Raw genomic sequence first — 23,987 nt, forward strand, 5'->3', positions numbered from 1 at the left:
CGGGAGGGGCCGGCCAGATTGCGCCGTTTCAGCGTGCGCCGAAATGGAGCTTGTCGTCGATGAGGAGCAGAATGCGCACGGGCTCGCAACTTTTCTTCCACGATCTGAGAACGACCGAGAGTTGAATTACGATGCTCTCGTCGAGCGGTCCGCCGATTATCGTCAAAGTCGTTCGAATGCGCCTGAGCGCCTGCGCTGGCTGGATTCGTGAGGTGCCCCCGCTCGCCTTTTTGCCCCTTATCCGGGTGATGTCCGCGTTCGGTGCGGCGATCCGATAAGCTTATACCAAAAAAGCATTTGTCCTGATGCAACACGCGTGTTGGCCTTATAAAAGGTCGAGCGACCGGGCGGCGAGATCTCCGAAAGCTTCGATCCAACAAGTTCTATCCGCGTCTTAACAACGCGGTTGATCTGAGCGCGCGACAATAGCGCGCCGTGGGAGGATGACATGAAGCTGCGCCAGAATCTGCTGTCGTCGACAGCAGCCTTTGCAACCGTCTTTTTTGCGTCTCAAGTTTGTGGGCAGGAGGCGGCTTCCGACAGCACTCCGCCGGAGATCGCCGCGCCGGCTGACCAAGCCACCCAGCTCGGTGAAATCGTAGTGACCGGAAGCCGGATTTCGCGACGAGACTACCAGGCGGAGAGCCCTGTCGTCACAGTCGGCAAGGAATTCATCGAGGCGTCCGGAGGGGCGCCGGTCGAGGCCGCGCTGGCGCAGATGCCCCAGTTCACGCCAGGGAACACGTCGACCTCCGGTCAATTGCGCGGGAGCGCGCAGGGCACGGTGGATCTACGCGGCTTGGGCGCTTCGCGGACCCTGGTGCTGCTGGACGGCCGCCGTCTGCAACCCTCCTCGGGGAACAATGTCGTGGATATCACCACCATCCCTCGCGCGCTCATTTCGGGCGTCGAGGTGATCACGGGGGGCGCGTCTTCGACCTATGGATCCGACGCCGTGGCCGGGGTGGTGAACTTCAAGCTCAACCGTCGTTTCGAGGGCTTTCAGATCGACGCTCAATATGGCCTGTCTGGTCAGGGCGACGACGAAACCCTCCGTTTGGATGTCACCGCCGGCGGGGCCTTCGCCGACGGTCGCGGCCATGCGGTCCTGTCGGCGGGCTATGGCCGGCGCGAGACCATCCTGACGGTGGATCGTGACTTCTATCTGCGTCAGCAGACGGCTTCGGCGACCATCCCCCAGGGCCTGTTGCCGGCGTCGGCCAATCGACCGAGCCAGTCTGCCGTAGATATGGTGTTCGCCCAGTACGGAGTGGCGCCGGGAACCGTCCAAGCTACCAGCACCTTCGGCTTCAATGATGACGGCACCTTGTTCGCCACGGGGCGTTCCGTGGTCAACTATCGCGGCCCGGGCGCCGAGATGGGCTTCACCAACAATGGTTCTTCGGTCGGCTTCAATGGGGTCGACACCTACTTGCAGACGCCGCAGACGCGCGGATCGATCTTCGGCGCGGTCGACTACGACCTCACCGACACGGTCAAGGCTCAGCTGCAGTTCAACTATACCGTTTACGATTCAACGACCCAATTGGCGGCGGCGGTGGCGGATGCGACGACCGGTCTCACCGTGCCGGTGACGAACCCCTTCATTCCGGCGGACTTGCGCGCTCTTCTGGCTTCACGACCAGATCCCAACGCTGCGTTCTCGTTTGAAAAACGGACGCTATACGCGGGACCTCGGCGCACCGATCTCAGCTATGGCGTCGGCCAGGTGGTGTTGGGTCTCTCCGGGGCCCTGCCGTATCGCGACTGGTCCTGGCAGGGGCACGTCTCATATGGCCGGACGGACGAGACGCGTCAGTTGACGGGATGGACCTCGCTGTCGGGAACCCAGCAGCTGTTGAACGCCCCAGACGGCGGCGCGTCCTTGTGCGACGGAGGGTTCGATCCGTTTGGTATGACCGCGCTGTCTGCTTCCTGCCTGAACTTCCTGCGGCGTTCGCCCAAGGACACCAGCGAATACAGCCAGACGGACGCCGAACTGAACCTGCAAGGCGGTCTGCTCACCTTGCCGGCAGGCGAGGTGCGATTCGCGGCGGGCCTGTCCTTCCGGCGCAACACCTACGCCTTCAACCCGGATTCTCTGCATATCTCCGGCGACGTGATTTCGCCGAACCAGGCGATGCCGACGCAAGGACGGACTCAGGTGAAGGAAGTTTATGGGGAGGTGTTGATCCCCGTGCTGGCCAATCTGCCTCTGGTCCGGAGCCTGGAGCTTAACCTGGGCTATCGTGTGTCGGACTACGCCGACGTCGACACAGTCTCGACCTATAAGGCGACCGCCAACTGGCGGGTGAACGACCTGCTGGAATTCAGGGGCGGGGTCGCCCGGGCCATCCGCGCGCCGAGCGCCGGCGAACTGTTTGCGCCGTCAGTGAAGACGGCTTCAACCATCGGCTCCACCACCACGGGCGCAGGCGATCCCTGCGATATTCGATCGCGCTATCGTGCAAGCGAAAACGCGGCTTCGGTGCGAGAGCTGTGTCTGGCGCAGGGCGTCCCGGTCGGGCTGATCGACAGCTATGTCTACAACATCAACACGGTGACAGCGACAACCACCAGCGGCCTGAACCTGATCCCCGAAACGGCCGACACCTATGCGATCGGCCTGGTGTTCCGTTCGCCGTTCCAGACGCCCTGGCTGAGCAACATATCCGGTTCCATCGACTATTATGACATCAGCGTCGAAGATGCGATCGGACCGTTGACGATCGGCAGCAGCCTGTCGGAGTGTTTCGACAACAATCCGACTTTTGCGAACAGCAATATCTACTGTCAGCAGATCGCTCGCGACCCGGCGACGGGCGTTATCACTCAGGCGTCTCGCCAGCCCATGCTGAATCTGGCCGCCTTCCGCACCTCGGGCTTTGACATGCAGGCGGACTGGCGCGCGGACCTTGTCGATCTGGGCCTTCCGGATGCGGGCTCGCTCTCGCTCAATATGGTGGCGACCCGCCTGCAGAAGTACGAAACACAGAGTTTCACAGGCGACCCCTTCCGCGACTCCGCCGGCTTCCAAGGGCGGCCCGAGTGGAAGCTGGTCACGACGGCCCGGTATGACGTCGGTGATTTCCAGTTTATGGCGCGTCATCGCTTCATCGACGAGATGAAGGCGACGGCTCGGATCACCAATCCAGCCAATACGACTCCGTCTGCAAAGGCGGCCAGCTATGTCGATCTCGAGGCGCGCTGGTCGCTGAGCGAGGCGACCGATTTACGCTTCGGCGTGATAAACGCCTTCGACCCCGAGCCGGTCACCATCAACGGCACGCCGGGCAGCACCGACGCCACCCTGTACGACGTCATCGGCCGTCGATTCTACGTGGCCCTTCGCCAGACGTTTTGAGCCCAAGGGAAGCAAGCTGATGAAATGCGATACAGCCGCCGTCGCTTTTATGATGGTCGTCGGGTTGTGGACGACGGCCGCGCCGGCTCTGGCGGAACCCGCCTTCACCTTCCGAATTGATAGCCGAGAGACCTTGGCCGGCGAGGATGGAGCCGGCGCGTATCAGGTGTTGAAAGGGGCGGTGATCGGCGAGGTCGACCCGGCGGAAGGCCAAAACGCCATCATTCAGGACCTAAACCTCGCCCCACGCAACGCGCGCGGCTACGTCGAGTATTCTACCGACTTCATCCTCTATGTGCCGGCGGACGGATCGCGTGCGAACGGCGTCCTTCAGTACAACACGCCGAACCGGGGCAATCTGATCCACTATCCGCCCGATCCTCTTTTTCTTCGGCGAGGTGAGGTCATCCTCTACGCTGGTTGGCAGGGCGACGTGCCCAAGACCGGGCCGGAGCGGATGACGCTTACGGCGCCGGTGGCGCGCAATCCCGACGGCTCATCGATAACGGGTCCCTATCGCGCCGATCTGATCCCGACGACAGGCGCTACGGACCTACGACTGCCAGGCGGGCCGTTCAACGGCACGATGAAACCCTATGCCCCGGCCTCCATGGACAACAGCGGACCCGATTACCGCCTGTCGCGCCGGGTGAAATATTCAGACGCTCGTATTCCGATCGCCAACAGCGACTGGGCCTTTGCCGCCTGCGACGCCTCCCACCCTTTTCCGGGCAAGCCGGATCCGACCCGCATCTGCGTCAAGGGCGGCGTCGACCCGAATTCCTTCTACGAGATCATTTACACCGCCCGAGATCCCATCGTTATGGGACTGGGGTTGGCGGCGATCCGCGACCTGGTCTCGTTTCTGCGTTACGAGGATGCGGATCGCGAAGGTTTGGCCAATCCCGCACGCGGCCTGGTTCGTTACGCCATCGGCTCCGGCCGATCGCAGACCGGCAACTTCATGAAGACCTTCATCCATCTGGGTTTCAATGAGGACCTTGGGGGGCGCCGCGTGTTTGACGGCGTTTACTCCCTGGTGGGGGCGCGGCTCACCAATGTGAACGCCCGCTTCTCCATCCCGGGCGGCGGCGGGGGCGCGCGGACGGACTTTTCGGCGCCGGCCCAACTCGGGCCGCGAGGCTTTGCGCCGGATTATGTGGACAATGTCGCGGGCCGGACGGGAGGAATCTTCGCCCGCTGCAGCCTGTCCGACACCTGTCCCAAGGTGTTCATGAGCTGGAGCAGTTCAGAGCTCTGGGCGCTGCAGGGGTCCTCGGGGCTGACCGACGCCTATGGCCTCCGGGACCTGCAACAGCCCGACAATCTGCGCATCTATCTCCACTCCAGCACCCAGCACCCGGACGCCGCGCTGCCGCGCTTCAACCCGGATCGCGCCGCCTATCCGATCGGGCCGCTGGCGACATACATCGACTCTCACCAAAGGGCCCTGTTCCTGGCGCTGGAGGAATGGGTCGTCGACGGACGCGAGCCGCCGGCCAGCCGCATTCCCCGCATCGAGGACGGCACCTTGGTCAGGCCTGATCAACTGCGCTTTCCCGCCATGCGCGGTCTGGTCTGGGACGGGGAGGGCCATAAGGGATCCATCCCGGACTTCGAGTATAGAGGCCTCTATGTCCAGCGTCCGCTTCTGAATTTCGGCCCGCGTTATCGCGCCGAGGACGAGAGCGGGATCATGGATTATCAGCCGCCGCACAATCTCGGACGCGACTATGCGATCCTGGTGCCTCAGGTCGACGGCGACGGTCATGATATCGCAGGCGTTCGCGGAATCGCAATTGAAGCGCCCCTGGGCACCAATCTCGGCTTCAACTATGCCGCCAACCCGGATTTTGAGGATCTGGACAATCTGAACGGCGCCTTCATCCCGTTCCACAAGACGCGCGCCGCCCGGGTGTCTGCGGGCGACGAGCGGCCGTCGTTGGAGGAACGCTATGGCGATCAGGCGGGCTATGTCGCGGCGGTCGAGGCTTCCGCTCGCCGGCTGGTCCAGGCGCGTTTTATGCTTCAGGAGGACGCCGACCGCTACATTGAGAACGCGCGTCGTCATCCCGTCCTGCCTTGATCCTTGCAGGCCATCGGCGCCGAACTTCCGGCGACGCAGAAGCCCGGGCTCGCCTATGCGGGCTCGGGCTTTTCCGTATCCTATTGCGGAGCCTTAGGTCGGGGGGCGGCACTGGTGGCTGGATGCGAGGGCGGGGTCGCCTCGGCCGTCATAGACGGGGACCGCCGGATAAGGGCACAGCGGACGGGTCAGTTCCACCCCGCTGGCCGGCGTGCTGCCGCGATAGCGCGCCGCTACGATGCGCCGGGGAGCGACGCCCTCCTCGACCCATCGCTCCAAAGCGAGGCTCATGTCGTGATCGGCATCGGCGACCAGCGGCATAGAGTTGCGAGTCGAGGTCGAGAAGTTGGTGGCGCCGCCGCCCAGGGCGCAGTGGCCCATGCCGGGGACGAGATACAGTTGGGCGAAGTCGGAGACGTCGCCGCCGGCCGTATCGATCACCCGGTCGAAATAGTCGATCGTGTCATAGGCGGACACCACGGGGTCCTGCCAGCCGATGAACAGGATGAGCTTGCCGCCTCTCGCCCGGAAGGCCGACAGGTCTGGGTTCACCGCGTCCGTCAGCGGCGCCATGGCGGCGCGAATCCGATCCACCCCGGTCGACCAGTCGAAGCTCCACCAGTTCCATTCCGGGTCGTTCAGCGACCAACGGCGGAAATAGTCGATGCGCTGCGGCTCGTCCGGCTTGCGCGGGTTGGCCCAGTAGACGTCCCAGCCCTCGGCCAGACCCTGTCCCTCGACATATTCGCTGCCGACCGGCCAGGCGGGGTAGATGGTCTCGCCCGTGTCCGCGCGCCGGGCGCCTTGACGCATGCCGCTCAAGGCGCTGATCTTGCGATCCGTCAGGCAGGTCGCGGCTTCCTCGCCCGGTCGGCAACGCAGGTCCGCCAGATCGACGGTGCATCGGCGCGGGTCGACCACTATCCCGTCGGCGACGCCGTCCAGGCCGTCGCAGTCGCGAAGCGCCTTCCGGCTGACCAGTTGAAGGTCGGCACGGGTGAGGATCGGATTGAGGTTGTCTCCTGGCGCATGGTTCTGAAGAAATTGCCACAGGAAGCCGAAATTCAAGTTGGTGCGGTTAGCCCCTGGCGCGCCGGCGATGATGCCGTCGAAATCACCAGGATAGCGTTGGGCCGCCGTCAGCCCCTGATGGCCGCCTGTCGAGCAGCCGGAGAAATAGGACTGGCGCGGCGCGGCGCCGTAATAGGTCTGGGTCAGCGCCTTGCCTGCGCGGATGGATTCATGGACTGCGCGATGACCCCAGTCGGCGATGGCCTCGCGATTGTCGAAGCCGAATTCCAGATCGTCGCCCACATGGCCGGTGTCGGTCGCCACCGCGACGTCTCCCCGACGGACAAGATTGCCCATCAGGTTGTATCGGATCGAGGAACTGTAGCCGCCGTTGCCGACCATGTGGATGCGTCCGTTCCAGGCGGCGAGCGGCATCCAGACCTCAAAGCCGATCCGCGACCGATCCGTCGGCTCCGCCACACCCTGGATGCGACACAATGTTGGCAGGTCGCCCACGGCCGCCTGTCCGGGAACGGCCAACTCGCCAGCGGGGACCACGGTCGCCTCGATAACCCGGGCGCCGGGCAGGTGCTGTTCGGCCATGGCGCGGCACTGGGTAGCGCTGTCGGGTGCGGAAGCCTCGGCAGTTCCGACCAGAAAGGTAATGGCTGAGGCGCCCGCCAGCATCGGCCTGGTCCCAATGCGTCGGTGGAGTCGCGGGGCGGGGGAGGTGGCGTCATCGGGCATGGTGGGCTCCTTGTGGCTTAAGGTTTCACAGCGCGCCCGTCAGGGCGGCGACGGCGGTCATCACCAGGGTTGTTCCGAACGCCCAGAGGAACATGTGTTTCTGGTGATCGCGCAGGCTGACCTGGGACAGACCGATGAGGATGAAGGTCGAGGCGGTCAGCGGGCTCAGCGGGAAGCCGGTGGTCATCTGGCCCAGAATGGCCGCTCGGCCGATCGCAGCCGGGTCGTGGCCCACGGCAGCGGCCGTTTCCGCGAAAACGGGCAGGACGCCGAAATAATAGGCGTCGGGCGTGAAGACGAGGCTCATCGGCATGCCGGTGACGGCGACGATGCCGCTCAACCAGGGAACGGCGAAGGCCGGCATATTCGTCGCCGCGGCCTGGGCCATGGCGGTGATCAATCCGGCCCCGTTCATTATTCCGGCGAAGACGCCAGCGGCGCATATCATGGTAATCACCATCACCACATTCCCGGCGTGGGCGGCCAATTGTTCCTGCTGCGCCTTGGCCGTGCGGCGGTTGATAGGCAGGGCGATAACGAAGGCCGTCATGAACAAGAGCGGCGCCGGCATCTTGGGCAGGGGAACCCATTGGGCGTAGAGGTCCTGGAACAGCAGGACGACGAGCAGGACCGTCAGGCCGAGATTGATCCAGAACAGGGCGTTCATGCGTCCCGCCGGCGCGGAGCCGTCGATCTCAGACGCGCCGACTTCCGGCGGAGGGCGGTTGTTTCGAAGCCCCCCCGCCGGGGCCAGCCGCCTGCGTTCGCGCCAGCCGAGGAAGCCGGCTGCCAAAAGGACCCAGGCGATCCCGGCCAGCATGGCCGGGGCGACAGGCGTGAATATCTCGTCCACTCCGGCCTCGAGGGCGCTCATGGCCCGCGCGGTCGGTCCGCCCCAGGGTAGGAGATTCATCACGCCGGCAGACAGTCCGATGATGGTGGGCAGGACGAGCGGCTTGACGCCTAGGCGACGATGGACCGGCAGAAGGGCGGTCACCGAAATCAGAAAGGTCGTTGCTCCGTCGCCGTCCAGCGCCACCAGCATGGGGAGGATGGCGGTGACAACGCACAGCCTGACGGGATCGTCTTGGACCAGCCGCAACAGCCCTTTCACCAAGGGTTCAAACAGGCCGACATCGATCATCAGGCCGAAATACAGGATGGCGAACATCATCATGGCAGCCACGGGCGCCACGGTCTTCAGTCCGTCGACCGCCATGACGCCGACGTCCTCCGCCTGGCCGCCGATGAAGACGCTGATCAGGGGAACTAGGATCAGCGCCACCGTCACCGGCACGCGCGCAAAGAGGATCAGCCCCAGAAAGGCGCCGATCGTCAAAAAGCCCTGCAGCGCAAGGTCCATACCGCTCCTCCCTGTTCCTTACCGGCCGCCGACGCTTCCTCGCCGGCTGCTGAGCCGTCGGGGCGTCGTTATTCGCCGGGAGACGTCTAAGACTTCAATGTTATGCGCTCTTGTCGATCTCCATCGCGAGCACATAGGAACTCAGGCTTTTGCCGTGGGCGTCGAGCGCGAGGGACCGGGTCACCCCGCCGCCCAGGGCCTTGTGCAGAACGAAATTGAGAGCGCTCAGGCCGGGGATCTCGAAACGGTCGATTTCACCCTGCACCGTGCCTCCCAGGCACGCTCCGACGCGCTCGACGGTGACCTCCCGAACCAGCAGTTCATAATCGGCCGGATCATAGGCGATGACCGAGATATTGGAGATGTCGCCCTTGTCGCCGGTTCTCGAGTGAGCGATTTCGCGCAATCGCATCAGGTGGTCTCCCAGATGATATCCGGACGGACCAGGCTTCGATCCAGAAGGGTCGAGGTCATGGCGATCACCGGATAGGCGGTCTGGAAAACGCCGCCGCCGCCTGCCGGTCCGTTTGTGTAAAGGGCGTCTACCTCTCGGCCCACTTGGCGGGCGCCGGTAAGCGTTCGTGTGCGCGCCGCGATGCGGGCGCGAACTTCGCCGGCGTCGTCTCTGCGTGTCGAACCTGGCAGGAGCGAATCCACGCCGATCAGGTCAAACCGCGTCTCCAGGATTTCATCACCCATCATATCCAGACGTTCCCGCATGATGTCGAGCGCCAGCCGGCCGCGCATCTGCGCCCCCGGCCCGCCATATGAGATTTGCCCTTCGCCGACGAAGCCGTCCTGATAGCCTACCGAAACCTTGAGTTGATCAGGGCGCTTGCGGCCGCCGCCGCGCTCGACCGAAACACGGTCCGGTCCGGCTTGGTGCACGATCACGCTGGAGAAGTCGGCTGTCACGTCGGGACTCAGGTAATTGCCAGGATCGTGCAGTTCATACAGAAGCTGCTCCTTCACGCCGGCCACGGTCACGGCGCCGCCTGTACCTGGGACTTTGGTCACGATGAGGCTTCCATCGGGCGAAACCTCCGCGAGCGGGAAGCCGAGCCGGGCCAGGCCCTCCACGGTCTTGTAGCCGGGGTCCGCGAAATAGCCGCCGGTGACCTGTCCGGCGCATTCCAGAAGATGCCCCATGATGGCGCCTCGACCTAGCTTCTCCCAATCGTCGAAAGCCCAGCCAAACTCGAACGCTGCCGGAGCCAGGAACAGCGAGGAATCCGCTATCCGGCCCGTCAGAACAATGTCAGCGCCTGCGGCCAGGGCCTCCACTACAGGCTCAGCGCCCATGTAGGCGTTGGCGGAGATCGCCCGCTCCGCCAACCCGTCGAGAGCGCCATGTGTCGTGGCGATCTGCAGAACGTCGTCGCCGATCACGGCTGCGATCTTCAGGCCGCTCAAGCCTAGACCTCGCGCTGTTGCAGCCGTCGCGCGGGCCGCGCCCACGGGATTGGCCGCCCCCATATTGCTGATGATGCGCGTATTCTGGCGTGCGCAGGTGGGCAGGACAGCCGTCATGCGCTCAATCAGCAGAGGGTCGTACCCGCCATCGGGATCGGCCATGCGTGATCGGACGGCTCGTGCGATCGTGCGCTCGGCCAGGCATTCGAAGACCAGATAGTCCAGCCGGCCATATTCGGCCAGAACGACCGCCGGCTCGATCCGATCGCCGGAGAAGCCGGCTCCGGATCCGATTCTTACAGCTGATTTTTCGCGGATGTATGCATCGGACATGACGCTATGTTTCGCGTCGCTTATAGAATTACAATGACTATTGCCTGATCAACTTATTCATCGTTAGCATAGATCGAAGGGAGCGCGGACTATGTCGCATCAGATCGAACTGCGGGAGTTGCGGCTGTTCCGGGGCGTCGCAGAACACGGCAGTTTCAGCCTTTGCGCTGAACATTGTGGTATTTCCCAGCCGGCGCTTAGCCGCACGATCAAGCTGATGGAGGACCGGTTGGGAGTTCGATTGTTCGATCGGGACACGAGAACTGTTGCGTTGAGCAGCTATGGTCGTCACCTGCTGCCGATCGCCGAGCGGGTGCTGCGAGAGGTCGAGGCGGGGCTGGACTCTCTTGATCAGTTGGCTTCGGGCGCGCGTGGCCGTATCGTTGTGGCCAGTTTGCCGTCCCTTTCGGCGACTGTGCTGCCTCGCGCCATCTCGGCCTTTCGCGAGACTGCGCCGGATGTCGAGTTTGAACTGATCGACGCGCTGTCGGGTGACATCGCTGAGGCAGTCATTCAGGGGAGAGCGGATCTGGGTTTGGCATTGCGGCCGATCAAGGATGATCTCTTCAACTATGAGGAGATTGGCTTGGACCGTTTTGGCCTGGTCTGTCGTGAGGACGATCCCATGGCCGTGGGCCCGCGCGTTTCCTGGCGCGATTTCGAGATGCGCCCCTTCATTGCAATGGCGTCCAACAGCAGCGTGCGCTTGATGACGGACGCCGCTTTCGTCCAGGTGCGATCACCGGTCAAGCCGCTCTATGAGTGTTCACAGATGGCTACAGTCGGGGCCCTGGTGCTGAACGGCTTGGGCGTTTCGGCCCTGCCGCGCCTGGCCATGCCACTGACCGCCGCGTCCGGCCTGGTTTGGAGATCGTTGTCGCAACCTTCGCTGAAACGGTCGGTGGGGATCATTACGCGTCGTAACCAGGCAGTCAGTCCCACGCTCGCGTCGTTCATATCTACCGTCATCAGGCATTCCGATGCGGTTTTGGGGAGATGCAAAGCGCATTTGAGTCAAGCTGACGGTGCTGGGGACGCGGGCTGAGAACTTCAGCGGTTGGTGCTCCAAGGGGGAACCTCCAAGCCGGTCATCCGAACAAGCCTTATTTCTTATCGCTCGTCGCCGTCGGATCGACGTCGGCCTCCGCGCCAATGTGCGTCGTCTCGACCGCTGTCGTCGCAGAGGATGGCGACAGCGCGAGCGCTTCGACATACCGCAGCAGGGGCTCGCGCTGCGCTTGCGTCAATCTCTCCCAGGCCTGAAGCAGACGATGACGCTGTTCGTCTGACGCCGGGTGGTCCTCTTCCCCCAGCCCCAGGAGTCGCGGAACCGTTGTGGCCAGCGCCAGCGCCAGCTGGCCCAGGCGCACGGCTGCAAGGCCGTTCAGGCCCTTCTCATACTTCTGGATCTGTTGGAATGACAAGCCGACCTTGCTGCCGAGCGCGGCCTGGCTGAAGCCCAGCGCCTTTCGTCGGTCACGGATGCGTCGGCCGATGGCTCGATTGTAATCCAGCTTCGCCTGCAGCTCGGTCACGTCGGTCCTCCTGATCTTGAACGTCGATACGCTGGATCTCGCTAGGGGCTTCTCTGACGGTGACCGCTAATTGACGGACACCGGCCCGGAACGTCCGGGAGGTGCGACGCGTCGCTCGACGGGCTCGGCGGCCTGCTGCGCGGATGCAGCGGAGGAAGGGTGATTGTGAGGCGACCGGTTCATGTCGTGACGCGTCACGTAGAGAAACAGGGTTCCCGCGATCCAGAGCACCGCGAATGGCAAGCTCAGGATCAGCATCGTCCGGCCGCGGGGCGCCAGCAGCACGCAGGCGAGCGCGACCAGGGGGAGAGCTGCGCCGTAAGTGATGTAGAGCGGCAAGCCGGTCGCGTTGAACAGGACGATGCCGAGATAGAGCACCACCCCTGCTCCCACGAGGCCGTTGAAGCTCGCGTATACGCTGTCCATAACCGGCCGGGGTTTGGTGTTCCTGCGGATACGATATGACCGCAGCCGCTTGCCGTAGCGTCCAGGCCGCCAGGCGATAGTCTGACCTCGGATGGGAGACTTCCTGCGCCTCATCCCTCAGTTCCCGGGCCTGGCGCCCTCGAGCGTTTCCGCCCTTTGGCGCTGTGCCAGCCAGATGCGCATGCGGAGGATTTCAGCGTCCCGGCTGCGGATCACATCTTCGGCGAGCGCCTTGGCTTCAGGGTCGGATCCCTGTTCGAGCTCGATGCGGGCCATGGCGACGGCGCCTTCGCTGTGGGCGATCATGAGGCGTATGAAGTCCGCATCGGCCTTGTCGCTCCAGTTGATGTTCATGGCCTGATGCAGCCGCTCGTTCGCTTCCTTGAAGGAACGGGTCGCCGCGCTGTCTTGGGGCCTGTCGCCATGGCCGGCATGTTCGTCGATGGGGCGCGCGTCGACGGAGCCGGCTGTATCGATGGCGGTTGACCCCCGCTTTGTCACCACGCCCAAGAGGAAGGCTGAGAAAGCGAGGAAGACGACGATGATGGCGAGGCCGCTGATACGTTTCATGAGCGGGTCTCCGTCGACGCGCGCCGTGTGCCGCGTCGATCCTGATAGGCGAGCAGGCGCAGGGCGTTAAACACGACCAGCAGCGTGGAGCCTTCGTGGACCGCCACAGCGGGCCCGATGCCCAGCCCGAGGATGGTGGCCGGAACGAGAAAGGCCACGACGCCGAGGCTGACGACCAGGTTTTGCCGGATGACGCTCCGCGTTCGCCGGCTTAGGCCGACCGTGAAGGGCAGTTGGGCGAGGTCGTCGGACATCAGAGCGACGTCCGCGGTCTCCAGCGCGACATCCGAGCCGGCGGCGCCCATGGCGATCCCGACGGTGGCGGTCGCCATGGCGGGAGCGTCGTTGACCCCGTCGCCGACCATAGCGACCTTCGTCTCCTCTCGAAGCCGCTTGATGGCGTCCACCTTATCTTCGGGCATGAGATCGCCCCAAGCCTCAGTAAGCCCGACCTGTCCCGCGATGGCCTGGGCGGCCTTCTGATGATCGCCGGAGATCATGATCATGCGTTGCACGCCCAGATCGCGCAGCGCGGCCAAGGCCGCTCTGGCCGCCGGCCGGGGCGTGTCCAGAAGACCGATCACGCCGAGATCGCGCGCGCCGGCGCGGACGACCATCAGGGTGCGCCCTTCGAGCCGCAGCCGGGTGACCGCGAGCGTCGTCTCGTCGCTGAGCGGCGCGACGCCGTCCGCCCCGAACATTTCGGGCTTGCCGATCCAGATCGTCTCGCCCGCCCATCGGGCGGTGACGCCTTTCCCCGTCAGGCTTCTGAGGTCTGAGGCGGGAGACGGGGTGAACTGGCCGAGACGTTCTGCGCCATCGCGCGCGATGGCGGCGGCCAGGGGATGGTCGCTGAGGCGCTCGACGGCGACGGCCGCCGACAGAAGATCGGCTTCGCGGGTTCCTTGGACGGGAATGATGTCGGTGATGCGCGGACGGCCTTCCGTCAGGGTGCCGGTCTTGTCAAAGGCGATGGCGTTGAGTGAACCGAGGTTTTCCAAGGGGGCGCCGCCCTTGATCAGAACGCCCGCCCGAGCTGCGCGCGCCACCCCGGACAGAACGGCGCTAGGCGTGGCGATGGCCAGGGCGCAGGGGCTGGCGGCGACCAGCACCGCCATGGCGCGGTAGAAGCTGTCGCGGAAGGGCTCGTCGATCACGACCCAGGCGAACAGCAGGACGAAGGCGAGCCCGAGCACCACGGGCACGAAGATGCGTTCGAATTTGTCGGTAAACCTTTGAGTGGGCGACTTCTGAGTTTCGGCTTCGCTCACCATCCGCACCACCTTGGCAAGGGTGGTGTCGCTGGATTTGCGTGTGGTCTCGATCTCGATGGCGCCGGCGCCGTTGATGGTGCCGGCGAACACGGCCGAGGTATTGGCGATCGAGGACCGCCCCGATCGCGCCTCTGCGGGATCGGCGACCGGCTGCTTGTCCACCGGCATGCTTTCGCCTGTGACCGGAGCCTGGTTGATGCTGGTCGTGCCCAAGAGGACGAAGCCGTCAGCGGGCAGGCGTTCATTGGGTCGCACCACGATCACGTCACCGATCTCGAGCTGTTCCACCGGCGTCTCTATGAGGTCGTCTCCCCGCCGCACTCTCGCCGTGCGCGGGGCCAGTTCGGCCAGAGCCTCAATGGCCCGTTTGGCGCGGCCCATAGCGTAGTGTTCGAGCGCGTGGCCCAGGCTGAACAGAAAGAGGAGTAGAGCTCCTTCCGCCCATGCGCCTAGCGCCGCCGCGCCCGCCGCCGCCACCAACATCAGGGTGTCGATCTCGAAACGCCCGCGTTTCAGGTTCTCGATGGCTTCGCGGACCGTGAAGAAGCCTCCGAGCCCATAGGCGACGAGGAAGAGCGTCAGCGGCGCCCATCCGGAAAGTCCCGGAACCAGTTTCTCCAGGGCGAAACCGATGCCGAGCGCGCTGCCGGATCCCAGGGCGAAGACGAGCTCGGTGTTGGCGCCGAAAACCCCGCCATGGGCATGATCGTGATCGGCATGTTCGCCTGTTCCTTCGTGGTCGTGATCGCCTTTCTCGGGTTCAAATCGTTCGGGCGGGGGCGGGAAGGGAGAATGGGAAAATCTCAGCCTGTGGTCCGCGAGGCGTTGCTGAAGGGCGTCCCGGCTAGTCCGAGTGTGATCGAACTCCAGGCGCAAGGCGCCCGCCACGTCCAGAGCCGCTTCGAGAACACCGGGTTCTTCGGCCAGGGCGGCTTCGAGCCTGCGGGCATGGCGGGCGTGGCGTACGCCCTCCACCCAACCGATGAGATGGCCGAATCGCTGGCTGATCTCGGCGCCCGCCTGCAACGCCTTGCGCCTGACGTCCGCTGGAGAAAGCGCAGCGGGGTCGTAGTGGAGGCAGAGTTGAGATGCGCCGTTCGTTTCGGCGACATGGACTTGGAACAGGCCGGGTGCGCTGCTGAGCCGCTTGACGAGGCGTTCGACGCAGGCGTCGGACGCGTCGGGGGCTTCCGGCAGCAGGACGGGGATGTCCATTCTGACCGTGTTAGGCATGTCTGAACTCCGGAGGTGAGACGGGGGCGGGTGGAGGGCCGATCTGCGGCGCGGCGCGCTTCGCCTCGGCTTCAAGGGAAGCGGCCTGCACGGCGCCGCCGGCGAGAAAGGCGATTGCGGCTAGTATAGCCGTCAAGGATGTCACCAGGCGCGCGCGTTCCATGAGGTTTTGCTCAAGGCAATTGCAGGACGGCGCCGAACCAGCCGAACTGCTGCGCCGCTTCGAGCAATTCGAACAGCGGAACGGCGAGAAGGAAGAACAGTCCGTCCTGGATCGTGCGCACGAAGAAGGTCGGACGAATGCAAAGCTCGGCCTCATCACGCCAGAGCCTCGGGTTCGGCATGAAGCGCGGGGTGCGCCGCCGATAGGCGTCGTAGGTCTCCCCGAACGTCTCGCTCAGGTAGCGCTCCTCCCGGCCGACGACGGTGCGGAACACAATCCAGCAGGCAAGGACGAACACCAGCCCGACCGACAGGCTGCCGGACATCGCCCCGGCTCCGAAGGCGCCGATGAAGCTGAAAACGTAGAGGGGGTTGCGGCACAGGGAGTAGGGGCCGCTCGTCACGATCTCCTGTTTCTTGCGGCCACCGATATAGAGGGAGCACCAGGCGCGGCCGATGATGCAGAGCATGATGGCGATCAGACCGAGATGCTCGACCGCGTGTTCGAGCCGTGGCTCGGCCTTCACCATCAGCGTCCAGGCCAGAAGGGCGAAGAGGCCCACGAGAATGAAGAGTTTGCGCCACCGCTGAACCGAGCGGAGATCGATCGGAGCGGCCGAGCGGCGGCCCGGGGCGTTCATTGGGCTTGTCCCTTATTGGCGACGCCCCGGGCGTCCTTGAGAATGTCGAGACCGCCTTTGAGGGCGATGGCCGCTACGATCAGCCCGACCACAAGGTCGGGCCATGCCTGGTTTAGCGCCATGACCAGGCCTCCGGCGACGAGGATGCCGCCGTTCGAGGCGAAGTCATTGAAGCTGAAGGTCTCGGCTGCGCGCATGTTGACGTCGTCGCCGCCCTGACGCCGGATCAGCATCAGGCAGATCAGGTTCACCACCGCCGCGATGACGGCCAGGCCCATCATGGTCCAACCGACCGGCTCGGTCCCGACGATCCAGCGCCGCCCCACGTCGATCAGCACCCCGGCCGCGAAGACCAGCAGCATGATCCCTGACAACCGAGCGGCGCCGCGCTTCCACGCCATCGCCCGCCCGACCGCCAGGAAGCTGATCAGGTAGACGATGGCGTCCGATCCGTTGTCGGCGGCGTTGGCCAGCAGGGCGCTGGACTCGGCGAACAGGCCGCCGAGTCCGAGCATGACGAACAGTAGGACGTTCAGCACCAGCACGATCAGCAGCGTGCGGCGCTGAAGCCCCTCTCCATGATGAGATCCGCTCAATCCTCTATTCCTTCCGTCTTGCGGTGTTTGACGGCCTTAGCCGCGAAGGTCGGCAGCACCAGCAGCGTCAGGGCGGTCGCCGTCAGAAGGCCGCCGATGACTACTGTCGCTAGGGGTTTCTGCACCTCGGCGCCGGCCCCGGTGGCGATGGCCATGGGGATGAAGCCGACGATGGCGACCAGGGCCGTGGTCAGCACCGCCCTTAGACGACTGAAGGCGCCGAGCAGGGCGGCGTCACGCGGCGTCTGGCCCGCCTGCAACCGCTCGCGGATGGCCTGCATCAGCACCAGGCCGTTCAGGGTCGCGACGCCCGACACTGCGATGAAGCCGACCGCCGCCGAGACCGAGAAGGGCATCCCCCTCAGCAACAGCGACAGCGCCCCGCCGACCAGGGCCAGCGGCACGCAGGCGAACACCAGCCCGGCCTCCGCGAACGATCCCAGCGCCATGAACAGCAGGATGCCGATAAGGACGAAGACCACGGGGATGACCAGGCCCAGCCTCTGCTCGGCCCGCTTCAGGTTCTCGAATTGCCCGCCCCATTTGAGCGAATAGCCCGCGGGCAGCTGGACCTGCTGATCGACCTGCTTCTGGGCGTCGGCGACGAAGCCGCCCAGATCGCGGCCGCGCACATTGGCCTGAACCACCATGCGGCGGCTGCCGTCGTTGCGGCTGATCTGGTTCTGGCCCTCCTTCACCTGAATGCGGGCGACCGAGGACAGGGGGATGGCTGCGCCGCTGGCCGTGGTGACGGGCAGGGCGTTCAGGGCGGCGGGATCGTTACGCTCCGCGTCCGACAGGCGGACCACCACGTCGAAGCGGCGGTCGCCCTCGAAGATTTGCCCAGACTCGGCGCCGCCGATGGCCGCCGAGACGGCTTCGGACACGTCGGCCGCCGACAGGCCGTAGTTGGCGGCGGCGAAGCGGTCGACGCTGACCGTCAGGGTCGGCAGGCCGGACGCCTGCTCCACCCGCACGTCGGCCGAGCCGGGCGTATCGCGCAGGGCGTTGGCCACCTGATCCGCCGTCGCCTGAAGCTGGGTGAAGTCGTCTCCATAGACCATGACCGCCAGATCGGTGCGGACCCCGGAGATCAGCTCGTTGAAGCGCAGTTCGATCGGCTGGCTGAACTCGAAGCTGTTGCCCAACTGGGCGGCGGAGGCCTTTTCGATGCGGGCGATCAACTCCTCCTTCGGCAGCTTCGGATCGGGCCATTCCTTGCGCTTCTTCAGCACGATGACGGCGTCCGAGATGTTCGGCGGCATGGGGTCCACCGCCGCCTCGGCCGTGCCGGTGCGCGAGAACATGGTCTTCACCTCGGGCTGGGCCTTGATGGCCCGCTCCAGCGCCATCTGCATGGCGAGGGACTGCTCCAGCGAGGCCGAGGGCACGCGCAGGGCCTGCATGGCGATATCGCCCTCGTCCAGCGTCGGGATGAACTCTCGGCCCAGGGTGGTGAAGGCGAACCCGCCGACGACGAGGGCGCCGAGCGCCGCCGCCAGCACCGTCTTGGGGTGCGACACGGCGGAACGGATGGCCGGTTCGATCCAGCGGCGCGCGTGGCGCAGCAGGAAGGTCTCATGCTCTTCCGCCTCGCCGTTCTCGTCGACGTGGACGGTCTTGGGATCTCGCACCAGCAGGGCCGTCATGGCTGGGACGAAGGTGAAGGAGAAGATGAAGGCGCCGACCAGGGCCAGCATGACCGTGGCGCCCATGGGGATGAAGGTCTTGCCCTCGACTCCTTCCAGCATCAGCAGGGGGGTGAAGACCAGCAGGATGATCAGCTGGCCGAAGGCGGCGGGCTTGACCATCTGCCGCGCGGCGCCGGCGGCGACGTCCAGGCGTTCGTGTCGGGTGAGGGCCCGACCCAGATCCGCCCGGCGCTGGCTGAGCATCAGCAGGGTGTTCTCGACCACCACCACGGCGCCGTCGACCAGCAGGCCGAAGTCCAGCGCCCCTAGGCTCATCAGGTTTCCGCTGATGCCGAAGCGGTTCATGCCGATGACCGCGAACAGGAAGCTGATCGGGATCATCAGGGCCGTGATCGTCGCCGCGCGGATGTTCCCCAGCAGCAGGAACAGCACGACGATGACCAGCAGGGCGCCTTCGGTCAGGTTCTTGGCCACCGTCTTGATGGTCGAGTTGACCAGGGCGCTGCGGTTCAGCACCGGCTCGGCCACGATGTCGGGCGGCAGGCTGGCGCCGATCTCTTCCAGCCGTTCGGCGGCGGCCTGGGCCACGGTGCGGCTGTTCTCGCCGGCCAGCATCAGGGCGGTGCCGATGACCGCTTCATGGCCGTCGCGGCTGGCCCCGCCCAGGCGCGGCGCCTGGCCCATTTCCACGGTCGCCACATCGGCGACGCGCACGACCAGGCCGTTGCGGTTAGCCACGGGCGCCTGAGCCAGATCCTCGACGGTTTGGGCCAAGGCGTCGGTGCGGACGGTCAGGGCTTCGCCCGCGCGCTGCACGTATCCGGCCCCCGCCTGGGTGTTGGCGCGCTCCAGCGCCTGCATCAGGTCGCCCAGGCCCAGACCGTAGCCCGCCAGGCGAGCCGGGTCGGGTCGGACGGCGTATTCCTTCACATAGCCGCCGTTCACGTCGACGCCCGCCAGACCGCGCGCGGTCCGCATCCGGGGCGCGATGATCCAGTCCTGCACAGTGCGCAGATAGGTCGCCTGCGCCTGGGGAGACGCCAGCCGATCGCCTTCGGGCGTCAGATAGGCGCCATCGGGCTGCCAGCCAGGCTTTCCAGCTCGCGCCGCCTTGGCGTCGAAGGGCTTGAAGTCGACGGTCCACATCAGGACTTCGCCCAGGCCCGTGGTGATCGGAGCCAGGCCGGGCTCGACGCCTTCGGGCAGGTTTTCGCGCGCCTGGGCCATCCGCTCGGCCACCTGCTGGCGGGCGAAGTAGATGTCGGTGGCGTCGGTGAAGATGACCGTCACCTGGCTGAAACCGTTGCGGCTGAGGGAGCGGGTGCTCTGAAGGCCTGGAATCCCGGCCATGGCCGTTTCCAGCGGGTAGGTGACCTGGCGCTCCATCTGTTCGGGGGCCAGGGCGGGGGCCACGGTGTTGATCTGCACCTGGCGGTTAGTGATGTCGGGCACGGCGTCGATCGGCAGCTTCGTCAACTGGAACAGGCCCCAGGCGGCGACCAGCGTCGTGGCCAGGACGATGAACCAGCGGAAGCGGACGGACGCCTCGATGATGGCTTTGAACATGATCCCCTCCCTTAGTGGCCGTGCTCGGCTTCGCCCTTGGCCAGTTCGGCCTTGAGGAGGAAGGCGTTGGTAGAGGCGACGCGCTCGGTCCCGGTCAGGCCGCGCAGGATCTCCGTGGAGCCGCCGGCTCGACGTCCGGCCAGCACAGGCTGGGCGCGGAATCCGTGATCGGTCTTGATGAAGACCACCGTGGCGCCGTCGACCGTCTGCACCGCCTCGGACGGCACGGTCAGGGCGCCGCCGGACTGGCCTTCCGTGACCACGGCGCCGGTGACGGGCGAGCCAGCGGGCGGCAGGCGGCCGCTTTCGACCCGGGCGCGGATCACGGTCGCGCCGCTGTCCTGCAACCCGGCGTCGGCGGCGACGCCCGTGACCAGGGCGTCGAACTCGCCCTGCGGTCCGGTAACGCGCACGTGTGAGCCGGGGCGCACCTGGGCGGCCAGTTGCGGCGGCGCGTTGAAGACGAGTTCGACCCGCGCCGGATTGGTCACTTCGGCCACGACGCCGCCCTGGGCGACGAAGCCGCCGGGACCGACCTGAACATTGGTGACGACGCCGGAGATGGGGCTGACCACGCTCATCCGGCCGGACGCATTGGGCGAGCCGGCCGCCGTCGCCCGGGCCCGCGCGGCGCGGGCCGCCGCCTCGGCGCTCAGTTCCTGGGCCTGGGAGGTTTCGACCTCCTGGCGGGCGACGACGCCCTGATCGGCCAGGTTCTGGTTGCGTTGATGCGCTTGGCGCGCGACGGCTGCGGCCGCGGAGGCCGCATCAATCTCGGCCCTGAGCGCGGCGCCTTCGCCGCTGACCAGGCTGACGAGAGCCTGGCCCGCGCGGACCGTCTGGCCCGGAGCGACCAGCACCCGCTCGACCGTGCCGCCGACCACGGCGCCGACAGCGGCGCGCGCGTCCACCATGGCTTCGACCCGGCCGGACAGGCGCGTTTCTCCACCCCCGCCGCGTGCGACGGAGACGACCGCGATGCCGGCGGCCTGTTGTTGTTCGACGGTCAGTTCGACCTCGCCCTCGGCGGCCTGGCCGTCTTCGGCATGACCGGCCTCTCCCTCGGCGGGCGCGGCTTCACCCGCCGGTGCAGCCTTTTCGGGGGCAGCGGGAGGGGCTGCTTCGGGGCGCTGCAGGGCCATGTAGAGGCCCCCGCCGCCCAGCAGGACGAGTGCGGCGACGCCGCCGATGAGGAGGGTTTTGTTGGAAGTGCTTTTGCGCATCAGGGATTTCCTTGGAAGGGGGCGCGGCCGTCGAGGCGCGCCAGATCGATCTCGGCGCGGACGCGGGCCAAGCGGGCGTCGACCGCGGCGGCGCGGGCGTTGATGAGGCCTGTGCGGGTCACGCGCAGCTCAAGCTGGGAGATGCGCCCGGCCTCGGCGCCGATGCGCGACAGGCGATAGGCCTCATCGGCTGAAGCGACGCCAGCGTCGGCGGCGGAGACGCGGCTGGCCGAAGCCGTCAGGCGAGCGACGGCGGCGGCCCGGTCGGCTCCGGCGTCCTGACGCGCCTGCATCACCCGCGCCTCGGCGGCCCGAAATTCGGCGCGTGCGGCGTCGATGTTCCCGCGGTTGCGGTCGAACAGGGGCAATGGCAGGCTGAGACCGACGGTGAGGGCGGTCTCCTCCTCGAGCCCGAACCGTGTCACGCCGACGCTGGCGGTCACGTCAGGGCGACCATTGATGCGTTCAACAGTGATGCGGCGTTCGGCGGCGGTGCGCTCGGCCTCGGCGACGCGCACGGTCGGAGCGTCGTCGATCTCCGGGGCGGAAAGCGTTGCGGAGGCGTCCAGCAGGCTGGCGCTGACCGAGGTGGCGGGCGTCGGCAGCATGGCGACGGCGCTGAGGCGCGCGAAGGCGGCGTTCTGCTCGGCCCTGGCTTCGTCCAAGCTGGCGCGGGCGGCGGCGGCCTCGCTCTCGGCCTGGATGCCGCGCAGCAGGGGCTCGCGCCCTTCCTCGACCATGGCCAGGGCCGCGCGGGCGTCGGCCAAGGCCAGGGACAGGGCTTCTTCAGCCAAGGTCGCGCGCCGCTGCGCGGCTTCGGCTTCGGCGTAGGTGAGGGCCAGCCGCCCGGCCGTGTCGATCATGGCCAGGTCGCGGCGCAGGGCGGCGGTTCCCGCCTCGGCGCGGGCGACATTCACACGCGCCGGTCGCCGGCCCCATAACTCAAGGGCCTGGCTGAACGACAGGCTGAGGTCGGCCGCGTCGACGCCGGAGTAGGGGCCTGAGCCGCCGAGATTTTCTCCGGTCAGCGACAGGGTGGGGTTGGGCCGCACGCGGGCCTGGCGCACGCGCGCCTCGGCCGCATCGACCAGGGCGCCGGATTCGGCGGCGGCGGGCGTCTGGTCCAGGCGGGCTAGGAGGTCCGTGTACGAGGGAGCGGGATCGGCGAAGGCCGGCCCTGCCAGCGCACAGGCCAAGACGGCGAGCGCGCAGCCGACCGCAAGGCGCGGCCGACGACGAGGTGTCGAAGACATGTAGGTATTTCCAGAAGTGAAACGGAAAAGGGCGCGCGGAAGCGCTGGCCTTTGCTCAGCCTCGAGGCGGCCGCTTCAGTCCGTTATTCGGGAAAGAGGCCGCGCCATCATTGAGGGGCGCGGCGTGTGTCGTATGACCGGACAGCTCAGCGCTGTCGATTTCGTCTGTCACGTGTCGCTCGCTGGCGGTGTGGTGACAATGACCATGGGAGCAAAGACCCATGTCGCCGCCGCTCCCATTGTGGTCGCCGGCCGAAGGATCGTGATCCAGGCTCTGATGAGCGGCCAGCGGCTCGGGCGCGCAGGCGGCGGCGTCGGTGACGGGAGCGACGAGAAAGGCGGCGATGACCAAGGTCAGCACCGCCGAAATCCTCGCCAAAGTCGCCATCGACCAGACCATAGTTCGGCTAGCTAACGGCCTGAGATCGGGATGGCAATCTGTTATAAAGTCCGCGAAAAACGAGCGTTACGGGCTATTTCGATGGCGACGGAACAATTGTGGGGGGCCTGAGGCGAGCTCCGACCTCTCCGAGGCGCCCAGAAGTCGTTGTCTAACCGGATGTTGCGAACGGATGGATGCGCCCTCACGCGGCGAGCGTCGCCCGTCATCATCGCTTGCCTTGCGGCGGCGATCTCAGGCCCGGATCATGCAAAATGAGGCGCCGAGACGCGAAGACTTGAAGCATAGCGCGACGGTAGCCGGCGAGATCATGTCGCGCCATGCTGTCGCAGACGCCTTGCAGCGACAGTATTCTGTGGCTTTTTGTCGTGTGCGGGTGAAGATGGCTTCCTTGGCGGGCTTGCGTCCCGGTTGACCGATAGAGATTTCGCCTTGTCGCACGGCCCGAAACGCAGGAATCGCCATTCGCCCGAGGCTTTTTCGCGCATCGGAAGAGGGAGGGTTCGAAGCGGAAGGCTGCGTCCTTTCGTCTGGATTCTGGTCGGTCTGGCCATGCTGGTCTGGTCGCTGCTCGCTTGGCTCCTCTACAGCTTCACCGACCCTGTGCTGGCCTGGCTCGCAACCTCTCTCGAACTGGTTGTGAACCAGGGACAAGATGCCGCGAGGACCTTGGGCGGCGCGCCTGCCGGCGACGTTCTGGCGGCGCTGGACACCAGCCGTTGGGCGGGCCAGTTGCTGGGGATGGTCAAGGGCGCCGGCAAGGCCGCTGTTGTCGTTGTCTGGCTGATCGGCCTGCTCATTCTGGCGATTCTGCCGCTCGGCTTGTCCCTGATCGGCCGCTTCTATGTTCGGGGCCGCAGGTGAAATCCGGGTGTGAAGCCGCGGGACTTCAGGCGCCGCGGTCGCTGGCTCAAGCTGTGTCTCCGTGAGGCAGCGTCCGCCCGGCGCCTGATAGCGGCGCAGGTGGAATTCAGGGAGGATCGCCAGCAGATGCTCGATAATGTCGGCCTGAATCTCTTCATCGTCGGTCCAGGCTGATGTGGTGGAGAAGCAATGGATTTCCAGCGGCATGCCCTGCGCGGTCGGTCCGCTACGAATGAAAAGGCCGCAGGGAAGGATTGAGAATCCATAAGATGTCG

General features: G+C 65.9%; 18 protein-coding genes. 4 read left to right on the top strand and 14 right to left on the bottom strand.

All coding sequences use genetic code 11. The annotated features are described in order from the left end of the window. Nucleotides 1–448: 448 nt before the first annotated feature. Together AC3IPP_RS07500 and AC3IPP_RS07505 are read left to right on the top strand one after the other, a co-directional pair. A complete protein-coding gene (locus AC3IPP_RS07500) occupies nucleotides 449–3,364 on the top strand; it encodes a TonB-dependent receptor domain-containing protein (RefSeq protein WP_003165215.1) in 2,916 nt (971 codons plus the stop codon). 19 nt (nucleotides 3,365–3,383) lie between these two features. Beyond that, nucleotides 3,384–5,450, top strand: coding sequence for an alpha/beta hydrolase domain-containing protein (locus AC3IPP_RS07505; RefSeq protein ID WP_489150898.1), 2,067 nt, complete (start codon nucleotides 3,384–3,386; stop codon nucleotides 5,448–5,450). Between the two features lie 93 nt (nucleotides 5,451–5,543). On the opposite strand, the gene AC3IPP_RS07510 is transcribed toward AC3IPP_RS07505, so the two are convergent. The 4 genes from AC3IPP_RS07510 to AC3IPP_RS07525 all read right to left on the bottom strand — a co-directional run bounded on the left by AC3IPP_RS07510 (nucleotide 5,544) and on the right by AC3IPP_RS07525 (nucleotide 10,317). Further along, entirely contained in the window at nucleotides 5,544–7,208 is a 1,665-nt protein-coding gene (locus AC3IPP_RS07510; protein WP_081461881.1) for a tannase/feruloyl esterase family alpha/beta hydrolase, read from the bottom strand. Between the two features lie 25 nt (nucleotides 7,209–7,233). Further along, complete coding sequence (locus AC3IPP_RS07515; RefSeq protein ID WP_003165212.1) at nucleotides 7,234–8,571, bottom strand: CitMHS family transporter; 1,338 nt, start codon at nucleotides 8,569–8,571, stop codon at nucleotides 7,234–7,236. A 100-nt stretch (nucleotides 8,572–8,671) separates the two neighbouring features. Then, a complete protein-coding gene (locus tag AC3IPP_RS07520) occupies nucleotides 8,672–8,983 on the bottom strand; it encodes an AtuA-related protein (protein WP_003165211.1) in 312 nt (103 codons plus the stop codon). After that, nucleotides 8,983–10,317 carry an acyclic terpene utilization AtuA family protein gene (locus AC3IPP_RS07525; RefSeq protein ID WP_003165210.1) on the bottom strand — a complete coding sequence of 445 codons (1,335 nt, stop codon included), beginning with the start codon at nucleotides 10,315–10,317 and terminating at the stop codon, nucleotides 8,983–8,985. The genes AC3IPP_RS07520 and AC3IPP_RS07525 overlap by 1 nt, the downstream gene beginning before the upstream one ends. Nucleotides 10,318–10,408: 91 nt before the next feature. Here AC3IPP_RS07525 and AC3IPP_RS07530 point away from each other — a divergent pair, with 91 nt between their 5' ends. Then, the gene (locus AC3IPP_RS07530) at nucleotides 10,409–11,362 is read left to right on the top strand and encodes a LysR family transcriptional regulator (RefSeq protein WP_003165209.1); all 954 of its coding nucleotides are present in this window, start codon (nucleotides 10,409–10,411) and stop codon (nucleotides 11,360–11,362) included. A gap of 58 nt (nucleotides 11,363–11,420) precedes the next feature. Here AC3IPP_RS07530 and AC3IPP_RS07535 read toward each other — a convergent pair whose 3' ends face one another. The 10 genes from AC3IPP_RS07535 to AC3IPP_RS07580 all read right to left on the bottom strand — a co-directional run bounded on the left by AC3IPP_RS07535 (nucleotide 11,421) and on the right by AC3IPP_RS07580 (nucleotide 22,809). Next, complete coding sequence (locus AC3IPP_RS07535; RefSeq protein WP_003165208.1) at nucleotides 11,421–11,852, bottom strand: helix-turn-helix domain-containing protein; 432 nt, start codon at nucleotides 11,850–11,852, stop codon at nucleotides 11,421–11,423. Between the two features lie 66 nt (nucleotides 11,853–11,918). After that, a complete protein-coding gene (locus AC3IPP_RS07540) occupies nucleotides 11,919–12,233 on the bottom strand; it encodes a hypothetical protein (protein WP_003165207.1) in 315 nt (104 codons plus the stop codon). 162 nt (nucleotides 12,234–12,395) lie between these two features. Beyond that, a complete protein-coding gene (locus AC3IPP_RS07545; RefSeq protein WP_003169256.1) occupies nucleotides 12,396–12,848 on the bottom strand; it encodes a DUF305 domain-containing protein in 453 nt (150 codons plus the stop codon). Continuing rightward, the gene (locus tag AC3IPP_RS07550) at nucleotides 12,845–15,355 is read right to left on the bottom strand and encodes a heavy metal translocating P-type ATPase (RefSeq protein WP_035285029.1); all 2,511 of its coding nucleotides are present in this window, start codon (nucleotides 15,353–15,355) and stop codon (nucleotides 12,845–12,847) included. Before AC3IPP_RS07550 ends, AC3IPP_RS07545 begins: the two co-directional genes overlap by 4 nt. 173 nt (nucleotides 15,356–15,528) lie before the next feature. Then, nucleotides 15,529–16,158 (bottom strand): methyltransferase family protein, encoded by a 630-nt coding sequence (locus tag AC3IPP_RS07555; protein WP_003165205.1) that lies wholly within the window; start codon nucleotides 16,156–16,158, stop codon nucleotides 15,529–15,531. Further along, on the bottom strand, nucleotides 16,155–16,754 hold the full coding sequence (locus tag AC3IPP_RS07560) for a cation efflux transmembrane domain-containing protein (RefSeq protein ID WP_489150899.1): 600 nt from the start codon (nucleotides 16,752–16,754) through the stop codon (nucleotides 16,155–16,157). Before AC3IPP_RS07560 ends, AC3IPP_RS07555 begins: the two co-directional genes overlap by 4 nt. Next, complete coding sequence (locus AC3IPP_RS07565; RefSeq protein ID WP_489150900.1) at nucleotides 16,751–19,972, bottom strand: efflux RND transporter permease subunit; 3,222 nt, start codon at nucleotides 19,970–19,972, stop codon at nucleotides 16,751–16,753. The genes AC3IPP_RS07560 and AC3IPP_RS07565 overlap by 4 nt, the downstream gene beginning before the upstream one ends. 11 nt (nucleotides 19,973–19,983) lie before the next feature. Then, entirely contained in the window at nucleotides 19,984–21,195 is a 1,212-nt protein-coding gene (locus tag AC3IPP_RS07570) for an efflux RND transporter periplasmic adaptor subunit (protein WP_003169264.1), read from the bottom strand. Further along, nucleotides 21,195–22,448 (bottom strand): TolC family protein, encoded by a 1,254-nt coding sequence (locus tag AC3IPP_RS07575; RefSeq protein ID WP_035285038.1) that lies wholly within the window; start codon nucleotides 22,446–22,448, stop codon nucleotides 21,195–21,197. Before AC3IPP_RS07575 ends, AC3IPP_RS07570 begins: the two co-directional genes overlap by 1 nt. Nucleotides 22,449–22,503: 55 nt before the next feature. Next, nucleotides 22,504–22,809 (bottom strand): hypothetical protein, encoded by a 306-nt coding sequence (locus AC3IPP_RS07580; RefSeq protein ID WP_233126665.1) that lies wholly within the window; start codon nucleotides 22,807–22,809, stop codon nucleotides 22,504–22,506. 471 nt (nucleotides 22,810–23,280) lie between these two features. Between AC3IPP_RS07580 and AC3IPP_RS07585 the strand changes: the two genes are divergently transcribed. Next, nucleotides 23,281–23,712: a hypothetical protein gene (locus AC3IPP_RS07585; RefSeq protein ID WP_223851008.1), complete on the top strand. Its 432-nt coding sequence runs from the start codon at nucleotides 23,281–23,283 to the stop codon at nucleotides 23,710–23,712. The last annotated feature ends 275 nt before the right edge of the window (nucleotides 23,713–23,987 follow it).

The organism is Brevundimonas sp. KH_060, from assembly GCF_057838275.1.